The sequence below is a fragment of the Tsukamurella sp. M9C genome, from assembly GCF_020169415.1.
In the GTDB taxonomy this organism is placed as follows: Bacteria; Actinomycetota; Actinomycetes; order Mycobacteriales; family Mycobacteriaceae; genus Tsukamurella.
Genome location: NZ_JAIULG010000003.1, coordinates 79,926 through 98,785 on the forward strand (window position 1 = coordinate 79,926; position 18,860 = coordinate 98,785).

The following is an 18,860-nucleotide window of genomic DNA, read 5'->3' on the forward strand; positions in this document are numbered from 1 at the left end:
CCAAAACATCGTTCAATCGGAGCAGGGGGTCAGACCGCCGCGGGGCGGAAGGGCTCGCGCACCAGGCGCATGCCCGCCTCGGCCGGCGTGCGGTCGGCCTTGCGGTGGTCGCATTCCGCGCAGCAAGCGACGAGGTTCGTCCACGTGTTGCCGCCGCCGCGGGAGCGCGGGAAGACGTGGTCGATCGTCGTGGCCCGCGCGCCGCAGCCCGCGTACTGGCAGGTGTGGTCGTCACGGCGCAGGATCTCGGTCCTGCTCGCGTGATCGGCGGTGCGACGGTAGGGAACCGCCGCGTACCGCACGAGCAGCATCGACTTGGGCACCTCGATCACCGTGCTCGGGGAGCGCAGCACCCTGGGCGGGTCGTGCGGCTCGAGGGCGAGGGCGACCTCGCGCAGCATCATGCCCACGGCGTCCTGCCAGTGCACCGCGTCGAGCGGGCTGTAGTCGGCGTTGAAGACCCGCACCGGCGGAGCGGGGACGAACGTGCTCATACCGCACCTCCTTCCGGTCGTCCGGGCGTGGCGAGCAGGTCGAGGATAGGAGCGGGCGATTGCGCCCGCAACGCCTTTTCCGCGCGGACGCACCCGCCGACCTGCCGGTTCCCGGCGGTATCCTCACCCCATGCAGTTCCTCCCCCTGCCCGCGGACGGCGAGACCCCCGTGCGGGTGATGACGATCGCGGGCTCGGATTCGGGCGGCGCCGCAGGCCTCCAGTCGGACCTGCGGACCTTCGCGCTCGCCGGCGTGCACGGCACGAGCGCGATCACCGCCGTCACGGTGCAGAACAGCCTGGGCGTCACCGGTTTCCACCCGATCCCGCCCGAGACCGTGGCGGGCCAGATCCGGGCGGTGGTGGAGGACATCGGGATCGGGGCGGCGAAGACGGGCATGCTCGCGACCGCGGGGATCATCGACGCGATCGCCGACACCGCCGAGGAACTCGGGATCGGCGCGCGCATCCCCTTCCTCGTCGACCCGGTCTGCGCGTCGCAGCGCGGCGACCCGCTGCTCACGCCGGAGGCGCTGGAGACCCTGCTGCGCCGCCTGTTCCCGCTCGCGCACCTGGTGACCCCCAACCTCGACGAGGTGCGCCTCATCACCGGCATCGACGTCGTCGACGAGGCCACGCAGCGCGACGCTGCGCGCGCCCTGCACGCCCTCGGGCCGCGGTGGGCCCTGGTCAAGGGCGGCCACCTGCGGACCGCGGCCACCAGCACGGACGTGCTGTACGACGGTGCCGAGTTCCTCGAGTTCGAGGCGCAGCGCCTCAACACCCGGCACGATCACGGCGCCGGCGACACGCTCGGCGCGGCCACCGTCTGCGCGCTCGCGCACGGCTACGACGTCCCGGAGGCCGTGGCCTTCGGCAAGGAGTGGGTCACCCGGTCCCTCGCGGCCGCCTACCCCGTCGGCGCCGGCCACGGCCCCGTCAACGCGTCGTGGCGGCTGCGCGAGAGTTCCTGAGGCCCGTCCACCTGTTCATCGCGGCCACCACCAACGGCAGCGCGAGCACCACGATGATGAGCCGCAGGCTCTGGACCGTCGCGATCAGCGCCATATCGGCCTCGGCACTGCCGGTCGCGCTGGCGACGACCGCGTTGATACCGCCGGGGGTCGTGGCGAGGTAGGCGTCGGCCAGCGGCACCCCGGTCAGGTACGCCGCTGCGGCGGCGAGGAGCGCGACCAGCCCGCACAGGACGACGATGCCGCCCGCGATCGCCGGCAGCAGGTGCGCCAACCGGCGCAGCAGGCGCCGGTCGAACATCAGCCCGACCTCCAGCCCGACGACGATGAGCAGCAGTTCCTTGAAGGCACCCTGCGGCGCGAAGCCGCGCGTGAGCTCGGCGCCGCCGATCACGGCGGCCAGGAGCATCGGCCCGATCAGCCCGCCGCCGGGCAGGTGCAGCCTGCGCCCGAGCCACATGCCCGCCAGCGCGAAGACGAAGGCCGTGGACAGGCCCGCCACCTGGTCGCCGCGCCCCACGATCTGCAGGTCGAGCAGCCAGGACTGCGAGGACGCCGTGGCGCCGCCGGCCAGGCCCACCATGACGAACGGCGCGGTGAGGCTCACCAGCAGCACGCGCGAGTACTGCATCACGCCGACGACGTCCTTGCGCGCTCCGAGCTCGTCGCAGAGGGTGACCACCGCCGAGGAGCCTCCGGCCATGAGGCCCAGTGTCGCCGTGCGCTGGTCGAGCCCGGAGACCCACCTGCTGAGCACCCAGGCTGCGGCGACGGAGAGGACGACGGTGAGGACCGAGATGGCCAGGAAGGGCGCGAGCACAGGACCGACGGCCCGCATCGCCTCCAGATTCAGGTAGCCGCCCAGCATGACGCCGATGAACGCCTGCGTCCACCGGCTCACCTCGGCGGGGACGGCGACCTCCCGCCCGATCGCCATGCGCAGCGTCGCACCCAGCACGAGCGCCGCGAGGAGCGCGGGCGCGGGGACCCCGAACAGCCCCATCGCCTCGGCCAGCAGCCAGGCCCCGACGAGGACCGCGACGTACCGCACGCCCCGTCGCCCGACGGTGCGCCGCACGAGCCCCGGCGCGGGGTCCCGCACGGGCGCGTCCGGGGCGGTCGGCGGGGCGGCGCTCTCGACGGTCACCCTTCCTATGTAGCACTGCGAACGATCAGCGGAAAGGGCCGGCGACGAACGTTCACGCGATGCTTACATAGACCCTGTGAGCTGCGTCGATGTGAAGGCGCAATGAGTCATGCGTCACGTCGCGCGACCAGCGCCGCGCCCCCGGCCCACAGCGCGCCGATCACCACGACCAGGTACACGAAGGACACCGGCGCGCCCCACGGGAAGCTCTCGTCGAAGAGGACGCCCATGAAGTTCTGCAGGTTCGACAGCGGCAGATAGGGGCCGGCTTCCCGGGTCTGCGGGATCGTCGTGATCACGTTGTCGACCACGAACAGGTAGCCCAGCAGCAGGGTGATGGCACCCGCGCCGTTCCGCAGCGCGCAGCCCACCGCCACGCCCAGCACCGCCGCGAAGGCCGTCCCGATCGGGAAGGCGAGGAACGAGCCCGCGCCCGAGCGCAGGACCTCCGCCGGGGATCCGTCCACGATCACGCCGAACAGCAGGACCGCGACGACCATCGCCACGGCGTAGGTCACGGCGCACACCACGGCGACCACGAAAGTCTTGGCCAGCAGGGCGATCCACCGGTTCGGGACGGCGAGGAAGGTCGTCCGCAGCGTGTTGTACCGGATCTCGGTGGTCACCGACAGGACGCCGATGACCCCGGCGAAGGTGATGGCGATACCGGGCAGTGCCGCGAAGCCCGAGAGGGGCGCCAGGGCGACCACGCCGATGTCGTCGATGGTCTCCCCGATGTTGCGGACCACCAGCGCGACGATCACGGTGATGGCCAGCGCCGCCGCCGACGATCCGATGAGGAGCCACTTGGTGGCGCGGACCGTCGCGAGCTTGACGAACTCGGCCTGTACAGCGCGGACGATCATCCGATGCCTCCCGTTCCGCGGTACTCCACGGCTCCGCCCGTGAGGCGCATGAAGACCTGTTCCAGTGAACTGCTCTGCGGGGCTAGCTCGGCCAGTGGCAGCCCCTCCGCCGCGGCGATCTCACCGACGGCGTCGCTCGTCGTGCCGCGGACGGTGAGGACGGTCCGGCCGCCGCCACCGGGCGCGGCCTCGGCCGCCGCATCGACCGCGAGGCCGCGCGACGTGAGCGCCTTCGCCAGCTCGCGGTCGCGCGGGCTCCGCACGCGCACGGTGTGCTCCGAGTTCTGCGCGATGAAGTCGGCCATGGTGCCGTTCCACACGAGGTGCCCCCGGCCGACGATCACCACGTCATCCGCGGTGAGGGCCATCTCCGCGAGCAGGTGACTGGAGACGAAGACGGTGCGCCCCTGTGCCGCGAGGGATTTCATGAAGGTACGCACCCAGACGATGCCCTCGGGGTCGAGGCCGTTCACGGGCTCGTCGAACAGCAGCACGCCCGGATCCCCCAGCAGCGCACCGGCGATGCCGAGGCGCTGCGCCATACCGAGGGAGAAGCCGCCGGCCTTCTTCCGCGCGGCGTCCGTGAGGCCGACGGCCGCGAGGCATTCGTCGGCGCGCCCGGCGGGGATGCCGCTCGCCACCGCGAGCCAGCGCAGGTGGTCGCGCGCGGTCCGGTTGGGGTGCACCCATTTCGCGTCGAGCAGCGCGCCCACCTTCGTCAGCGGGCGGTCGATGGCGCTGTACTCGCTGCCGCCGATCGTCGCGCGGCCGGCGGTGGGGCGGTCGAGTCCGAGGATGCAGCGCATCGTCGTCGACTTGCCCGCGCCGTTCGGCCCCAGGAACCCGGTGACGCGACCGGGCCGCACCGCGAACGACAGGTCGTTCACCGCCTGCACGGCCCCGTAGGTCTTGGTCAAACCCGCGACTTCGATCATGGATTCACGCTAACAATTCTTCGGCCGCGCCGCCGTGACGCGCGCCCGGCCATAGACTCGGCCCGACCGGACTCCGCGGAGGGGGCGAGCGATGAGTGGGGACTCGACGAGCGACCGGGCGGGCACGACCTTCGGCCCGTACCGGCTGGTGCGGCTGCTGGGCCGCGGCGGGATGGGCGAGGTGTACCTCGCACACGACACCGTCAAGGGCCGCGACGTGGCGCTCAAGCTGCTGCATGCCGGCGTCGCGCAGGATCCCGGATTCCGCGAGCGCTTCACGAACGAATCGCGGACCGCCGCGCGGCTGTCGGACCCCCACGTCATCCCGATCCACGACTACGGCGACATCGACGGCACCCTCTATCTGGACATGCGCCTCGTCGACGGCAGCAACCTCGCCGAGCTCGTCGCCGCGGGGCCACTGCCGCCCGAGCGGGCCGTCGACCTGGTGACACAGGTCGCCTCCGCACTCGACTCCGCGCATCTACAGGGCCTGGTGCACCGCGACGTGAAGCCCGCCAACGTCCAGGTCACCCCGTCGGGTTTCGCGTACCTCCTCGACTTCGGCCTGGTCGTGGTCGGCGACGCGGACCGGCTCACCTCCGCCGGCCTGTTCGTCGGCTCGCAGGCCTACGCCGCCCCGGAGCGCTTCGACGGTGGCGGCGCCACCCCAGCGGGCGACGTCTACTCGCTCGCCTGCGTCCTGTACGAGCTGCTCGTCGGCCGGCCCCCGTTCGCCGCGAGCTCGATCTCCGAGATGATGCGGCACCACCTGCTCTCGGCGCCGCCCCGCGCGTCGGCCGACGCGCCCCGCCCCGTCCCCGTCGCGCTCGACGCCGTGATCGCCAAGGGCATGGCCAAGCGTCCGGAGGATCGGTATCCCACCTGCGGCTCGCTCGCCCGGGCCGCCACCGCCGCCCTGCAGAGCACGCCGCAGAGCTGGGGCACCACGACGACGGTGCCCTCGGCGCCGCGCGCGGCGGGCCCGCCGTCCGCGCCGTTGCCCACGCAGATCTCGTACCCGCACGGCGGGCCGTCCTCGGGTGGGCAGCCGCGGTACGTCACCCCGAGCTACGCGCCGCCCGCCGCGTACCCGCCCGCCGCGGCAGCGCCGCGACGCAGTCCAATACTGATCCCCGCACTCGCGGTCGGCGCGATCCTGCTGGTCGCGGGCATCGTCGCCGCCGTCGTCCTGCTGGGCGGCGGCGGACCGTCGACGCCCGTCGCGGCGACGACGACCACCGTCGCGCCCACCTCCGAGGCCACCACGACCACGTCACCGTCGGCCACGCCGACGGTGACGAAGGCCGCCCAGCCGCCGAACGTCGAGGTCTGCGTCGGGAGTACGAGCGCGGTCTTCGGCACGGTCGCCGCGGACAGGGGCAGCGGCGTCCCCGGCGAGCCCTACACCTCGTGCGGCTTCGCGAACGTCATCGCGGCCGCCTATCGCGCGCAGTTCACCGCGCCCCAATCCGGATCGGTCTCGGGGGTGAGCCCGAACGCGACGAACCTCGGATCGATCGCCATGTCGTGCACCGGCACGACGAACGTCGTGACGTGCCGGGGAGGGAACAATGCGATCGTCTACATCTACTAGGGCCGCAGCGCTTCTCGCGGTCGCGCTCTGCTCCGCCGCGTGCACGGTCGGCGACGCGGGCTCCACCGCCCCGTCATCGTCCGAGGCGCCGCACGACGCGGCGAGCGCGCGCTCCGGCGCGCCCGTCGGACCGTCGTCGAGCCCCGCACCGCGCGCCGCGGATCCACTGCTGGCGGCGCTGAACCGGGCGGTCGAGCGGATCCCCGGACAGGCGAGCATCGCCGTCGCGGGCGACGGGCGCGTCGTGACCGCCGGGAACGTCACCGGCTTCCCGGCATGGTCGACGTCCAAGGTGCCGCTGGTCATGGCGGCGCTCGAGCGGGCGGAGAAGCCCACCGCCACCGCGGACATGCGTGCCGCGATCACCCACTCGGACAACGCCGCCGCGGAGGCGATCTGGGACTCCCTCGGCCCGCCCGCGAAGGCCGGCCTCGCGGTGCAGCAGGTGCTGCGAGAGGGCGGCGACGCGCAGACCGTGGTGCAGTCCAGCAAGGTGCGCCCCGAGTACTCCGCCTTCGGCCAGACCCTCTGGGAGGACGGCCCCGCCGCGACCTTCGCCGCCCGCCTCCCCTGCTCGCCGTCGGGCCGGATCGCCGCCGGACTCATGCGTGAGGTCGACGCGAACCAGCAGTGGGGCGCGTTCGGTCTGCGCGGCGCGCAGTCGGTGGGTGTGAAGGGCGGCTGGGGCCCCGGCACCGACGGCGCCTACGTGGTCCGGCAGCTGGCCGTCGTGCAGACGCCGCGCGGCTACACCGGGCTCATGCTGTCCGCGCGGCCCGCCGACGGCTCGTTCGCATCCGGCAAGGACGCACTCACCCGGCTCGCGGAGACGGTCCGCGCGCAGCTCGGGGCCCTGCCGGCGGCGCCCTGCTGACGCCGCCCGGCTGTGGTTCCCATCACACGGACGAACCGGTCATGCGATGATGAATCACCCGCTGTGACCCCGGAGAGACCGATGACCGCCAGCACGATCGACGCCGACGTCACCCGGTCCGCCCTGCGAACCATTCGTACGCGCACAGAACTTCCCGTCGCCTTCGTCGGCCTGGTCGATGAGGACCACGTCGTCCTCGGCGGCGGCGTCGGGCTGCGCACCCCCGCGCTCAACGGCCTCCCGGTCGCGCGCGGCGCGGGCCTCGGCGGGCACGTCCTGCGCACCGGCCGCCCCACCGCCGTCGCCGACTACGGCACCGCCGGGATCACCCAGCACTACCACGCCCACGTCCAGGCGGAGGGCCTGCGCTCGATGGTCGCGGTCCCACTCGCGGTGAACGGGGTGGTGCGGGCCGTCTTCTACGCCGCAGACCACAGGCAGTCCACCTTCGGCGATGCGGTCCTGGGCGCCGTCGCGCGCACCGTCCGCGACCTCGCCTACGAGCTCCGCGTGCGCGACGAGGTGGAGCGGCGGATGCAGTTCGCCGAGGCCGCCGCGGCGGAGCGCTCCGCGCTCGGGGGCGTCGACCGGGAGCTCCTGCGCGAGGTCTTCTCCGAGCTCCGCGCCCTCGCCGGGGAGATCACCGACGGTGCCGTGCGGACCCGCCTCGAATCGGCGTGCGGCCGGATCACCGACCTCGGCCGCCCGTCCGGCGGTGCCGCCCGGCCCGAGCGTCCGCTCACCGCCCGCGAGCTGGACGCCCTCGCCCACGTGGCCCTGGGCTGCACGAACGCCGAGGTAGCGCAGCGCCTGTCGATCAGCGCGGAGACCGTCAAGGCATACCTGCGCAGCGCCGGCCAGAAGCTGGGCACGAGCACCCGGTTCGAGGCGGTCACCCGCGCCCGCAGCCTCGGACTCCTGCCGTAGGCCCGGGCACCGTCTACCCCCTTTCGGGGGTATCGGGGGTGTGACCGCGGTCACTACCGTTCGTGGGGTTCACCGACCCGAGGAGCGCACGTGACTGCACCCGAACTCCCCGCCGTCCCGAAAGCCCGGCTCCGCCGGGTGGCGATGGCCAGCTCGATCGGAACCACGATCGAGTTCTACGACTTCTTCATCTACGGCACCGCCGCCGCCCTGGTGTTCCCCACCATCTTCTTCTCGAACATGAGCCCCGGCGTCGCGACGCTGGCCTCGTTCGCCACCTTCGCGGTCGCCTTCTTCGCCCGGCCCGTCGGCGCGATCCTGTTCGGGCACTTCGGCGATCGGATCGGCCGCAAGCGCACCCTGGTGTGGACGCTGCTCATCATGGGCGCCGCGACGGTGATGATCGGCCTGCTGCCCGGTAGCGAGACCGGCGTCTTCGGGCTGTTCCCGAACGGCATCGGCACGCTCGCGCCGGTGCTGCTCGTGGTGATGCGCTTCTTCCAGGGCTTCGCCGTGGGCGGCGAGTGGGCCGGCGCCACGCTGCTCACCGCCGAGTACGCCCCGAAGGGCAAGCGCGGCCTGTACGCGATGTTCCCGCAGCTGGGCCCGTCGTTCGCGTTCTTCCTCTCCAGCGGCACGTTCCTGCTGTTCACGCTGACCGCCGGTGACACCAAGAACGCCGAGAGCGCCTTCATGACGATCGGCTGGCGCGTCCCGTTCCTGCTGTCCGCACTGCTCGTGCTGGTCGGCCTGTGGGTGCGCCTGACCGTGGAGGAGACCCCCGTCTTCACCGAGGTCCGCAAGCGCGCGATGAGCGAGATCAACCGCACCAAGCTGCCCTTCCTGGACGCGATCCGCTTCCAGTGGAAGGAAATCCTCATCGCCGCCGGTGCGCTGGCGTCGCTGTTCTCGCTGTTCTACATGGGCACCGCGTTCCTCACGAACTACGCCACCAAGAACCTGGGCTTCCCACGCACCACGGTGCTGGCGATGGGCATGGCCGGCGCGGTCTTCTTCGGCCTCGCGATCGCCGCGTCGGCGATCTACTCCGACAAGATCGGCCGTCGCAAGGTCATCATGACCTCCTGCGGGCTGGCCGTGGTGTGGTCGCTCGTCCTGTTCCCGATCCTCGACACCAAGAGCCTTCCGATGTACGCCGTCGGGCTGATCGGCACGCTGATCATCTTCGGCATCGCCTACGGCCCGGCCGGTGCCGCACTGCCCGAGATGTTCCACGAACGCTACCGCTACACCGGCGCCGGCCTGGGCTACAACCTCGCGGGCATCTTCGGCGGCGCCATCCCGCCGCTGATCGCCGCGAAGTGGGTGGCGGACGGCAACCAGCTGTGGGTCGGCTTCATGCTGGCCGGGCTCTCCGCGGTGAGCGTGCTCTGCTGCTACCTGATGGCGGAGACCAAGGACCACGACATCGTCGAGTCCACGCCGGCCGACCGCGACGACGCGCGCCCCGGCGAGGACCTCGCCAGCGTCTGACCGATCAGAGCGTACGGGCCCCGCCGAGAAGCAGATTCGTGACCACACGAGCGCTCTCGGCGGGGCTCGTCACGTCGACGTCGCTCACCATCGCCGCCGCGGTGCCGAGCATGTAGCCCAGCCACACCTCCGCGATGTCGCCGATGCCGAGACTCTCGTGCAGCAGGCCCACTGCCAGCGCTCCGCCGAGGATCTCCTCGAATCTCGACGCGGCCTCCCGGTACAGGACCAGGTAGGTGTCGAAGGCCTCGACGTCGACGCCGGGTACCTCCAGCGCGAGGAAGCGGAACTCGTCCAGTCGCTCCGCGATGTCCTGGAGCACATCCCGATTCAGGTCGAACACCGCGGCCTGCAGCGCCTCCACGGTGGCCGCGGGCGGATCGGCCACGACGCGGTCGAGCCGACCGAGGACGGCCTGCCGGTTCCGCTCCACGAGCACCGTCAGCATGTGCCGCTTGCTGTCGAAGTAGTTGTAGAAGGTGCCGTGGCTGACCCCGGCGCGCTCGGTGATCTCGCGGACCCCGACCGCGGCGTAGCCCTTCTCCACGAACTCGGCGATCGCGGCATCGAGCAGCTCGGCGGACCGTCCGGCCACCGGCACCGGCGCGGCGGCGTCGGGCTCCGCGGGCGCCTCTTCGCCCGACGGTGCCAGGGGTGGCAGTGCCGCCCGCGCCTCGCCGGACAGGATCCCGCTCGCCGACATCCGGACCGCGGCGCGCACGTAGTCCCGCCGCCGCTCGGGATCGTCACCGGCGGTCAGCGCCATCACCAGGCCGGGCACACCGAGGGCCGGGAGCAGGCGCCCCAGGTGGACGGTCTCGGTCTCCGGGTGCTCGGTACGGGTCACGATCCACCCGAGCTCGCGGGCGTGGCCGAGCGCGCGCCCCATCATCGAGTCGAAGGTCTGGTAGAGGCCCTGGATCCGGAAGCGGAGCTCCTCGTCGACGGTGCCGGACTGCACCATGACCACCTTGAGGATGTCGGGCCGCGAATCGACCAATCCGAAGAGCCGGCCGGCGACGCCCTCGACCATCTCCTCGGCGGCGGCGAGGTCGCCGCTCGCGGTCACGTCGACGACGCGGTCCGGGGCGATGGCGGTCATCAGCTCGTCGACGCAGCGATCGAAGACGAGGTCGAGGAGCTCGCGCTTGCCCTCGACGTAGCGGTACAGCGTGCCCTGCCCCATGCCGGCGCGCTTGGCGATGTCGGCGACCGAGGCGTGCTCGTAGCCCTGCTCGGCGAAGACGGTGAAGGCGGCGTCCGTCAGCTCCTCGCGGCGCCGCTCGGCGAGGCCGACGGACGGCGGACGGCCGCGGCGCGGCCTGGGGGCCTCCGCGACGCCCGACTCCGTTACCGACATGGTTGAAGATTCTATCGCGGTTCGGCCTCCCGGCGAGTCCGCCACTCTGCGATCTCAACGCCCATCGGCGTCGCGGGCTCCCCCAGTTCCAGGACCTCGCAGGCGATCGCCCGCCACGGCGCGCTCGCCCGGAGCTCGCCGAGCAGCGCCACCGTCGACATGTCGGTGCGCCGGCCGAGGGCGTGCTCCGCCTGCAGCATCTGGCCCTCGAACTTGTCGTAGAAGCCGCCGGCGGGAAGCGTCGCGGCGATCACGGCGTCGCGCGCGGTCTTCGGCGTGATGATCACCTCGCCCTCGCGCAGGTGCCAGCCGACGACGTGGTCGATGTACTCGGCGAGGTCGTCGGCGTCCATGAGGTCCGGGCGGCCGATGAAACCCGCCTGCACGGCGAGGTCGTGCACCCGCTCGGTGTCGCCGCGCAGCAGCGAGGTGAACAGGTCCCGCTCGAAGGCGTGCTCCTCGTCGGTCAGGTGCACCGTCATCCCGAAGTCGACGAATCCGGCGCGGCCGTCGGGCAGCACGAGCACGTTGCCGGGATGGGGGTCTGCGCAGAACCGGCCGGTGCGGTACATCTCGCCGCAGTAGAAGCGGTACACGGCCTCGCCGATCCGGTCCCGCGCCGGCCCGTCCAGGGCGGAGGCGGCCACGAAGGGCTCGCCCTCGAGGAACTCGGTCACCAGGACGCGGCCCGTGCACAGCTCGTCGACGGGCGGCGGGACGACGATGCCGGGGTGCCCGGCGAAGAGGTCGGCGAAGTAGCGGTGGTGGCGCAGCTCGGCGACGAAGTCCAGCTCCGCGAGCACCTGGCGGGCGATCTCCTCGGATAGCGCCGCGGCGTTCGTCGCGGGGATGTACTTGCCCAACACCTTGAGCAGCAGTCGCATGTTCTTCAGGTCCGCCCGGACCATCGCGTCGATCCGCGGGTACTGGATCTTCACCGCCACGGCGCGACCGTCGTCGAGAACGCCGCGGTAGACCTGCCCGATCGACGCCGACGCGATCGGCCCGTCGAGCCGGACGATGCGCCCCCGCCGCTCCCCCAGCTCCCGGTCGAGCACCGTCATCATGGCGGAGTCGGTCCACCGGGGCGCCGACCGGAACAGCGGCTGCAGGCGCTCCGCGAAGGCCTCCCGCGCCGAGCTCCCGGTGATCCCGATGTCGATCACGGCCATCAGTTGGCCCAGCTTCATGGCCGCGCCGCGCATGCCGCCGAGCACCGTCACCAGGTCGTCGGCGAGGGCGAGGAGCGTCGCGTCGCGGGCGTCCCGGGCCGCCCGATCGTCGCGGAACCGTCCGGTGGCCAGAGTGCCCGCCGTCCGGGCGGCGTGGCGCACCGCGACACCGCCGATCTGCGCGCTGCGGCGGATCCGTCCCGACGGTGCCTCCGACGCCCCGTCCGGCAGCCCGCCCCGCTCAGGCCCCGCCACGGGAGCCCGTCGCCGCGGCCATCCGGCCGTCCATCGGGGAGGAGGGCACGGCCCAGCGGCGCTGTGGGATCCGGCCGGCACCGCGGGCGAGCCGGCCGGCCTCCACCGCGAGCCGCATGGCGGTCGCCATCGCCGCCGGATCCGCGGCGCGGGTGACCGCGGACGCGAGAAGCACGGCGTCGCAGCCGAGTTCCATCGCGCGCGCGGCGTCGCTCGCGGTGCCGATCCCGGCGTCCAGGATCACCGGAACGGAGCTCTGCGCCACGATCATCTCGATGTTGTGCGGGTTGAGGATCCCCAGGCCGGTGCCGATCGGCGAGCCGGCGGGCATGACCGCGGCGCACCCGACGTCGGCGAGGCGGCGGGCGAGGATCGGGTCGTCGTTGGTGTAGGGCAGCACCGTGAAGCCGTCGGCCACCAGCTCCTCGGCGGCGTCCACGAGGGCGACCGCGTCGGGCAGCAGGGTCCGCTCGTCGCCGATCACCTCGAGCTTGATCCAATCCGTGTGCAGCGCCTCGCGGGCGAGCCGCGCCGTGAGGACCGCCTCGGCGGCGCCGAGGCAGCCCGCGGTGTTCGGCAGCGGCATGATGCCCAGCTCGCGGATGGTCTCGAGGACGCCGCCGCCCTCGGCCAGGCTGGTGCGCCGCAGCGAGACGGTGGTCAGCTCGGTGCCGGACGCCACGAGGGCGGCCCGCAGGTGCTCGAGGTTGGCGCTGCCGCCGGTGCCCGTGATGAGTCGCGAGCCGAACTCCCGGCCGGCGATGACCAGCGGATCGGAGTGCTCAGCCACCCTGGACCGCCGTCAGCACCTCGATGTCGGCGTAGGCCGGCAGCGCCTCATCCCACCGCGAGCGCGGGTGGACGGCGCCGTTCACCGCGATCGCGACGCCCTTGTCCGGCAGCCCGAGCTGCTCGAGCAGCGTCTGCGCGGACGTCCCGTCGAGCACCTGCCGGTCGTCACCGTTCACCGTCAGCTCCATGCCTGCACCTCCTGCTTCAGAACCATATCCGCCGCTCGCGCCCCGGTCACCGGGGCGAGCAGCAATCCGTTGCGGCCGTGCCCCGTCGCCGCGAAGACGCGGCCGCCGAGCGGCGCGATCACCGGGACGTTGCCCGCCGTCGTCGGCCGCAGCCCGGCCGCGACCTCCACGAACTCGTACTCGCGGAGGAAGGGCAGCACGGCGAAGGCGTCGTCCAGCAGCTCCACCACGGGACCGATCCGCACGCCGAGGTCGCGGTCGTTCTCGTACTGCGTCGCGCCGACGACCACGCCGTCGGCGCGGGGCACCACGTACACCTGCCGGCCGCGGACCCGGGCGCGCACCGTCACCGTCGGGGGCGGCAGGCAGGTGGGGCCGCGCCGCAGCCGCACCACCTCGCCCTTCACCGGCCGCACGCCCAGCCCCGGCGCGAGCGCGGCGGAATCCGCACCCGCGCAGACAATCACGGCGTCACCCGGGAGGCCGTCGAGCGCCGCGGCACCGCCGACCTCCTCGGCGCGGAAGGCCACGCCCTCCGCCGCGCACGCGGCGCGGAGTGCCCGGTGCAGTAGGCGGTTGTCGACCGAGATCTCGTCGGGCGCGGTCGCGGCGGCCCGGATCCGCGGCGCCGCACCGGGAACGGCGCGGGCGGCGGCCGACGGACGCAGCGGCGCGAACACCGCGGGATCGCCGACGGCATCGGCGACGGTCTGCAGGTCCGCGGCGTCGCCCTCGTCGACGGCGAGGTGCACGGTGCCGCGGGAGGTGACGAGCGGACCGTCGGCGTAGGGCTGCAGGTCGCGCGCGAATCCCTCCCACAGGCCCAGGGATTCGACCCCGAGCCGGTACAGCTCCTCCTCGCCGGGCCATGCCTCCGAGTACGGGGCGATCATGCCGCCCGCCACCCACGAGGCGCCCGAGCCGGGCCGGGGATCGACGACGGTGACGGTGCTCCCGCGCCGCGCCAGCGTCCAGGCGACGGTGAGGCCGACGGCGCCTCCGCCCACGACGGTCACAGTCTTCTTCACACCTATGAATCCTTCCTTCGCCGGCATTACCCGGATCAGGTCTGACGGTCAGGGGCGCGACGTGCCCCACTCTCAGCCCCGCGGCGGGAGCTCCCGTGTGTACGTGATCCAGCCTACTCCGCCGGGCCTACGCTGGGGCCATGATCTCCCCCCGCGAGCGGCTCGCCTCCGCCTCCCTGTACCTGTGCACCGACGCCCGCCGCGAGCGCGGCGACCTGGCCGAGTTCGTCGCCGCTGCACTGCGCGGCGGCGTCGACATCGTGCAGCTGCGCGACAAGGGCTCGGCGGGCGAGCGGGAGTTCGGGGCGATCGAGGCCGCGCAGGAGATCGAGATCGTCGCGCAGCTGCGGGAGATCGCGCACGCGCACGGCGCGCTGGTCGCGGTGAACGACCGCGCCGACGTCGCGTTCGCGGCCCGGGCCGACGTGCTGCACCTCGGCCAGGACGACCTGCCGGTGCCAGTCGCCCGGGAGATCGTCGGGCCGGACGTCGTGATCGGGCGGTCCACGCACGACGGTGCCCAGGCCCTCGCGGCCGCCGCCGAGGAGGGCGTCGACTACTTCTGCACCGGTCCCTGCTGGCCCACGCCCACCAAGCCGGGTCGCTACGCGCCGGGGCTGCCGCTGGTCCGCGAGACCGCGGCGGCCGCACCCACGCGGAAGTGGTTCGCGATCGGCGGCATCGACCTGGCCCGCGTTCCCGAGGTGACCGCCGCCGGCGCGGATGCCATCGTCGTCGTCCGCGCCATCACCGCCGCCGAGGATCCCGAGTCCGCCGCCCGCGCCCTCAAGGCCGCCCTCGGATAGCCGCACGGTTCACGGACCGCGGTGCAGCTCCTGAAGTCGGGTTCCCGTCCGGTAGAGCTCGATCAGTAGGGGCCGCAGAGTGCGTCCCGCCTCGGTGAGCGAGTACGTCACGCGATTCGGGTAGCCGCGATGGGCGATCCGATCGACGATGCCGCGGTCGACCAGTGCGGCCAGGCGCTCGGCGAGCACCTTGTCGGAGAGGTCGGGAAGCGCCGCTTTCAGGCCGCCGAAGGTGAGCTCGCCGCGGCTCAGTTCCCGCAGGAGGAGCGTCGTCCACTTCCCCGCGATCGCTGCCAGCGCGGTTTCTACCGGGCAGTCGTCCGAGGGTGCGCTGTGGTTTCCCACGCCGTCCGGGACGAGATCGTCGACCACTGCCGCACTCACCGTTTGGTGAGCCACGGAAACGGCTGCCAGCGTGTGCTCATGGACCACACAGCCCACGCTATCGAGCTGACCACCGAGCCGCATCTGCATCCGGACGTCTTCGCCGCGGCCTTCAACTCCGGCGATCCGGCGGCTTTGGAGCGGGTGTACGAGCCGAGTGCGGTCTTCATCCCGCGCGAAGGCACCGCGGTCACCGGTGACGAACGGCGGTCCGCGAACACCGCTCTGCAGTCGCTCGGCGTCCCGATCCGTATCGCGGTGCAGCAGGTGCACGTGTTCGACGACGCACTCGCGCTGCTGATCGTCGACTGGGAGATCGTCGGGCGAACCGCCGCGGGAGACCACGTCGACGTCCGCGGCACGGCGACCGATGTGGCTCGACGCGGGCGGGACGGGCGGTGGAGGTACGTCATCGACACCCCGTTCGGTGTGGCCGAACGTTCGTGACGTCGCCTACCGCCTGCCTTCGCCGGCGCTTGCACGAGCCGTGTGGGCATCAGTGCCGGCGGGGCGAACGCGGCCGCTCGCCGCGGCGACGCGAGCGCGGTGGGACGAGGAAGATCAGCACGACCGCGGTGACGACGAGCACCAGCAGCAGCGCCCACAGCGCTACCCCGTACACGGACGGTCAGTCCTCCGCGAGGGCGCGGACCTGGACCTGCAGGTCCGGCCAGGCGGCGGCGAAGGCGGGGTGCAGCTTGCGGTCGGTGACCGAGCCCAGCGATACCCACTCCAGCGCCGTGGACTCCTCGTTGGGCACGAGGTCCCGCGGCTCGACGAGACGGGCGAGCACCGTCGTATAGGTCCAGCCGACCTGCGAGCGGGCGGTGACCACCTCGGAGAGCACCTCGAGCGACGTGGGCGGGAGGCCCGTCTCCTCGAAGGCCTCGCGGAGCGCGGCGTCGGCGGCGGACTCGTGCGAGTCGCGGGCGCCGCCGGGCAGCGCCCAGGTTCCGCCCTGGTGGCTCCACCACGCGCGGTGCTGCAGTAACACCCGGCTCTCGTCCGGCGACAGAGCCAACAGACCCGCGGCGCCGAACCTGCCCCAGAACCGGGAGCCGTCCGGGTCGCGGACCCAGCCGTTCCCGTCACCCAACACGACACCCACCGTAGCGGACGAAGGGGCCACTCGGGGCGCGCACAATGCGCGTCATCCCGTCTTCGGGAGGGGGTCGCGCGATAGGGTCGAAGGCACGAAGTTCGCAGTGGCCCGACCCCGGCCGAAGGGTGGCTCTCAGGGAAGGAGCAGACGGTGACAGCCCAGGCGTCGAAGAATCGGCAGCTGTCGTCCCTGCGCCTCCGATCCTTCCCGGAATCCTCGGTATTCGCGGAACTGCGGGAGTTCTTCACCTCCAGCCCGGGCAAGCTCGTCTCCATGGCGCTCGTGCTCATCACGATGTGCTTGTTCGCCGGCTGGTTCACCTCCGCGGCGCAGCTCTCCCGCACCGAGGTGCTGCAGCAGAACCTGGCCGACTACGAGCCCCGCGCGCACGCGGCGCAGGTGCTCTACAGCTCGCTCTCGGCGGCCAACGAGTCCGCCAACGCCGCCTTCGTCGCGGGCGGCCTCCCGTCCGACGAGATCCAGGGCAGCTACAGCGTCGCCCTCGCCACGGCGGGGAAGGCGCTCATCACCTCCGCGACGAGCCTGCCCGCCGACGACGGTCGCGCCCACGACAACCTCGACACGATCGCGATGAACCTGCCCGTGTACACCGGGTTGGTCGAGACGGCGCGCACGAACAACCGGCTCGACAACTCGGTGGCGGCCGCCTATCTGGCGACCGCGTCCACCCTGATGCAGGACACCCTGCTGCCCGCGGCGGAGAGCTTCTACCGCGAGGAGACCGAGAACCTGCGCCGCACGCACGATCAGTTCGCCTCGCCGCCATGGGCGATCTACGGGGTGCTCGGCATCGCGCTGGCGTCGGTGCTGCTCACCCACCAGTATCTCGCGCGGCGCACGCAGCGCCGGGTCAACCGGGGCCTGGTCGTCGCGGCCGCGGCGCTGACGATCGCGATGACCTGGGTGGTGGTCGCGGGCTTCACCTCGTCGACCTACTCCCTGCGCGCCGAGCAGCGCGGGACCGCCGCGGTCGACGCGCTCTCGCAGGCCCGCACCCTGACGCAGAAGGCCCGATCCATGGAGACGATGGGGCTGGTGCAGCGCGGCGCCGGCCGCGGCGTGCCCGCGTCGGCGTTCGCCGAGACGCTGCAGAGCGCGGAGAAGGACCTCGAGTCCGTCGGCGACTCCGACCCGCAGATCGCCGCCGCGGTCGAGGCGGCGCGGGCCGACGCGCAGCGCTGGGTCACCGCGCACCAGCAGATCGCCGCGCGCGAGGCGACGGGCGACTACCTGGGTGCGACGCGGCTGGCCATCGGCACCGACCCCGGTTCCGCGGCCGTCGCCTACCGCTCCCTCGACGGGCACCTCACGGCGGCGATCGACCGGGCCCGCACCCTGTACCGCGACAACGTCAACACCGCCCGCTTCGCGATCGCCTTCTCCGGCCCGGGCGCGTTCATCCTCTGCGTGCTCGCGGCCGCCGGGGTCGCCGCGGGCTTCTACCCCCGGGTCAGGGAGTACCGATGATGCGCCGCACACTGCAGGGGATCGCCCTCGCGCTGACCGTCGCGCTGGCGTCGACGGGCTGCGTCATCGCCGCCCCCGAGGCCCCCGGCGACGCGGTGACCGGCGTCGTCCAGCCGGTGCCCGGCTCCGGCTCCCTCGTCCCGACCGACGCGCCTATCCCGTCCGAGGTGTCGATGTGCACCGCCACGCCGTCCCCGTCGGGCCTGCCCGCGCCGGGGCAGATGGTGCCGGGCACGACGATGGCCGACATCCAGGACCGCGGCCGCCTCGTGGTGGGCATCGACATCGGCTCGAACCTGCTCTCCTTCCGCGACCCCATCACGGGCGAGATCAAGGGCTTCGACGCCGACGTCGCGCACCAGATCGCCGCCGCGATCTTCGGCGACCCCGACCGCATCCACTTCCGGATCCTCTCCACCGCCGAGCGGCAGAAGGCGCTCGAGGAGGGCACCGTCGACGTGGTGGTCAAGACGATGTCGGCCACCTGCGAGCGGGCGAAGTCGGTGGCCTTCTCCGCCACCTACTTCATCGCGCAGCAGCGCATCCTCGCGCCGCGGGGCGCGCCGATCAACACCGTCGGCGACCTCTCCGGCCGGCGGGTGTGCGAGGTGCGGGGCACCACCTCGCTCGACCGGGTGCGCCGGCTGGTGCCGAGCGCCTCCGTCGTCGCGGTGGACTCCTGGTCGGACTGCCTCGTGATGCTGCAGCAGTCGCAGGTGGACGCGATCTCCACCGACGACGCGATCCTCGCCGGGCTCGAGGACCAGGACCCGAACCTCACCATCACCGGGCCGTCGATGGGGCTCGAGTATTACGCGGTCGGCGTCGGGAAGAACCGGACCGACCTCGTGCGTTTCATCAATGGGGTGCTGCTGCGGATGGCCTTCGACGGGACGTGGATGCGCCTGTACAACCAGTGGTTCGCGCCGTCGCTCGGCCAGGTCTGGTCGGCGCCGGCGGCGAGGTACGAGGGGTGAT

At 72.6% G+C, this 18,860-nt stretch carries 21 protein-coding genes and 1 riboswitch; of the genes, 9 read left to right on the top strand and 12 right to left on the bottom strand.

Annotation, left to right across the window (positions count from 1 at the left end; all coding sequences use genetic code 11):
• Positions 1–29 precede the first annotated feature (29 nt).
• Positions 30–494, bottom strand: coding sequence for an HNH endonuclease (locus LB823_RS02895; RefSeq protein ID WP_224645267.1), 465 nt, complete (start codon positions 492–494; stop codon positions 30–32).
• 130 nt (positions 495–624) lie between these two features.
• Here LB823_RS02895 and thiD point away from each other — a divergent pair, with 130 nt between their 5' ends.
• Positions 625–1,467 (top strand): bifunctional hydroxymethylpyrimidine kinase/phosphomethylpyrimidine kinase, encoded by an 843-nt coding sequence (thiD, locus tag LB823_RS02900; RefSeq protein WP_224645268.1) that lies wholly within the window; start codon positions 625–627, stop codon positions 1,465–1,467.
• On the opposite strand, the gene LB823_RS02905 is transcribed toward thiD, so the two are convergent.
• The 3 genes from LB823_RS02905 to LB823_RS02915 all read right to left on the bottom strand — a co-directional run bounded on the left by LB823_RS02905 (position 1,433) and on the right by LB823_RS02915 (position 4,415).
• A complete protein-coding gene (locus LB823_RS02905; protein WP_224645269.1) occupies positions 1,433–2,614 on the bottom strand; it encodes an AbrB family transcriptional regulator in 1,182 nt (393 codons plus the stop codon). The genes thiD and LB823_RS02905 overlap by 35 nt on opposite strands.
• Positions 2,615–2,721: 107 nt before the next feature.
• Positions 2,722–3,480 (bottom strand): hypothetical protein, encoded by a 759-nt coding sequence (locus LB823_RS02910; RefSeq protein WP_224645270.1) that lies wholly within the window; start codon positions 3,478–3,480, stop codon positions 2,722–2,724.
• Positions 3,477–4,415 (bottom strand): ABC transporter ATP-binding protein, encoded by a 939-nt coding sequence (locus tag LB823_RS02915; RefSeq protein ID WP_224645271.1) that lies wholly within the window; start codon positions 4,413–4,415, stop codon positions 3,477–3,479. The genes LB823_RS02910 and LB823_RS02915 overlap by 4 nt, the downstream gene beginning before the upstream one ends.
• A 91-nt stretch (positions 4,416–4,506) precedes the next feature.
• On the opposite strand from LB823_RS02915, the gene LB823_RS02920 reads away from it, so the two are divergent.
• The 4 genes from LB823_RS02920 (at position 4,507) to LB823_RS02935 (ending at position 9,307) form a co-directional block, all read left to right on the top strand.
• Complete coding sequence (locus tag LB823_RS02920) at positions 4,507–6,012, top strand: serine/threonine-protein kinase (protein WP_224645272.1); 1,506 nt, start codon at positions 4,507–4,509, stop codon at positions 6,010–6,012.
• The gene (locus tag LB823_RS02925; protein WP_224645273.1) at positions 5,990–6,886 is read left to right on the top strand and encodes a class A beta-lactamase-related serine hydrolase; all 897 of its coding nucleotides are present in this window, start codon (positions 5,990–5,992) and stop codon (positions 6,884–6,886) included. The genes LB823_RS02920 and LB823_RS02925 overlap by 23 nt, the downstream gene beginning before the upstream one ends.
• Before the next feature lie 81 nt (positions 6,887–6,967).
• Positions 6,968–7,813 carry a LuxR C-terminal-related transcriptional regulator gene (locus LB823_RS02930; RefSeq protein WP_224645274.1) on the top strand — a complete coding sequence of 282 codons (846 nt, stop codon included), beginning with the start codon at positions 6,968–6,970 and terminating at the stop codon, positions 7,811–7,813.
• Positions 7,814–7,957: 144 nt separating this feature from the next.
• Positions 7,958–9,307 carry an MFS transporter gene (locus LB823_RS02935; RefSeq protein WP_224645389.1) on the top strand — a complete coding sequence of 450 codons (1,350 nt, stop codon included), beginning with the start codon at positions 7,958–7,960 and terminating at the stop codon, positions 9,305–9,307.
• Between the two features lie 4 nt (positions 9,308–9,311).
• On the opposite strand, the gene LB823_RS02940 is transcribed toward LB823_RS02935, so the two are convergent.
• The 5 genes from LB823_RS02940 to thiO all read right to left on the bottom strand — a co-directional run bounded on the left by LB823_RS02940 (position 9,312) and on the right by thiO (position 14,102).
• Positions 9,312–10,667 (bottom strand): TetR/AcrR family transcriptional regulator, encoded by a 1,356-nt coding sequence (locus LB823_RS02940; protein ID WP_224645275.1) that lies wholly within the window; start codon positions 10,665–10,667, stop codon positions 9,312–9,314.
• Positions 10,668–10,678: 11 nt separating this feature from the next.
• The gene (locus LB823_RS02945) at positions 10,679–12,094 is read right to left on the bottom strand and encodes an AarF/ABC1/UbiB kinase family protein (RefSeq protein ID WP_224645276.1); all 1,416 of its coding nucleotides are present in this window, start codon (positions 12,092–12,094) and stop codon (positions 10,679–10,681) included.
• A complete protein-coding gene (locus tag LB823_RS02950) occupies positions 12,081–12,884 on the bottom strand; it encodes a thiazole synthase (RefSeq protein WP_224645277.1) in 804 nt (267 codons plus the stop codon). Before LB823_RS02950 ends, LB823_RS02945 begins: the two co-directional genes overlap by 14 nt.
• On the bottom strand, positions 12,877–13,074 hold the full coding sequence (thiS, locus tag LB823_RS02955; protein ID WP_224645278.1) for a sulfur carrier protein ThiS: 198 nt from the start codon (positions 13,072–13,074) through the stop codon (positions 12,877–12,879). Before thiS ends, LB823_RS02950 begins: the two co-directional genes overlap by 8 nt.
• Positions 13,065–14,102 (bottom strand): glycine oxidase ThiO, encoded by a 1,038-nt coding sequence (gene thiO, locus LB823_RS02960; RefSeq protein WP_224645279.1) that lies wholly within the window; start codon positions 14,100–14,102, stop codon positions 13,065–13,067. The genes thiS and thiO overlap by 10 nt, the downstream gene beginning before the upstream one ends.
• Positions 14,097–14,209, bottom strand: a riboswitch (TPP riboswitch). Its footprint overlaps the gene before it by 6 nt.
• Positions 14,210–14,242: 33 nt before the next feature.
• Between thiO and thiE the strand changes: the two genes are divergently transcribed.
• Entirely contained in the window at positions 14,243–14,908 is a 666-nt protein-coding gene (gene thiE / locus LB823_RS02965; RefSeq protein ID WP_224645280.1) for a thiamine phosphate synthase, read from the top strand.
• A 9-nt stretch (positions 14,909–14,917) separates the two neighbouring features.
• On the opposite strand, the gene LB823_RS02970 is transcribed toward thiE, so the two are convergent.
• Positions 14,918–15,340 carry a helix-turn-helix domain-containing protein gene (locus tag LB823_RS02970; RefSeq protein ID WP_224645281.1) on the bottom strand — a complete coding sequence of 141 codons (423 nt, stop codon included), beginning with the start codon at positions 15,338–15,340 and terminating at the stop codon, positions 14,918–14,920.
• Here LB823_RS02970 and LB823_RS02975 point away from each other — a divergent pair.
• Positions 15,332–15,739 carry a DUF4440 domain-containing protein gene (locus tag LB823_RS02975; protein ID WP_224645282.1) on the top strand — a complete coding sequence of 136 codons (408 nt, stop codon included), beginning with the start codon at positions 15,332–15,334 and terminating at the stop codon, positions 15,737–15,739. The two genes, LB823_RS02970 and LB823_RS02975, sit on opposite strands and share 9 nt — an antisense overlap.
• Before the next feature lie 49 nt (positions 15,740–15,788).
• Here LB823_RS02975 and LB823_RS23640 read toward each other — a convergent pair whose 3' ends face one another.
• Positions 15,789–15,914 (bottom strand): hypothetical protein, encoded by a 126-nt coding sequence (locus tag LB823_RS23640; protein ID WP_255602884.1) that lies wholly within the window; start codon positions 15,912–15,914, stop codon positions 15,789–15,791.
• Positions 15,915–15,920: 6 nt separating this feature from the next.
• Positions 15,921–16,391: an NUDIX hydrolase gene (locus tag LB823_RS02980; protein ID WP_224645283.1), complete on the bottom strand. Its 471-nt coding sequence runs from the start codon at positions 16,389–16,391 to the stop codon at positions 15,921–15,923.
• A gap of 153 nt (positions 16,392–16,544) precedes the next feature.
• Here LB823_RS02980 and LB823_RS02985 point away from each other — a divergent pair, with 153 nt between their 5' ends.
• On the top strand, positions 16,545–17,882 hold the full coding sequence (locus tag LB823_RS02985) for a hypothetical protein (protein WP_224645284.1): 1,338 nt from the start codon (positions 16,545–16,547) through the stop codon (positions 17,880–17,882).
• Positions 17,879–18,859: a glutamate ABC transporter substrate-binding protein gene (locus LB823_RS02990; RefSeq protein ID WP_224645285.1), complete on the top strand. Its 981-nt coding sequence runs from the start codon at positions 17,879–17,881 to the stop codon at positions 18,857–18,859. The genes LB823_RS02985 and LB823_RS02990 overlap by 4 nt, the downstream gene beginning before the upstream one ends.
• Position 18,860 lies beyond the last annotated feature (1 nt).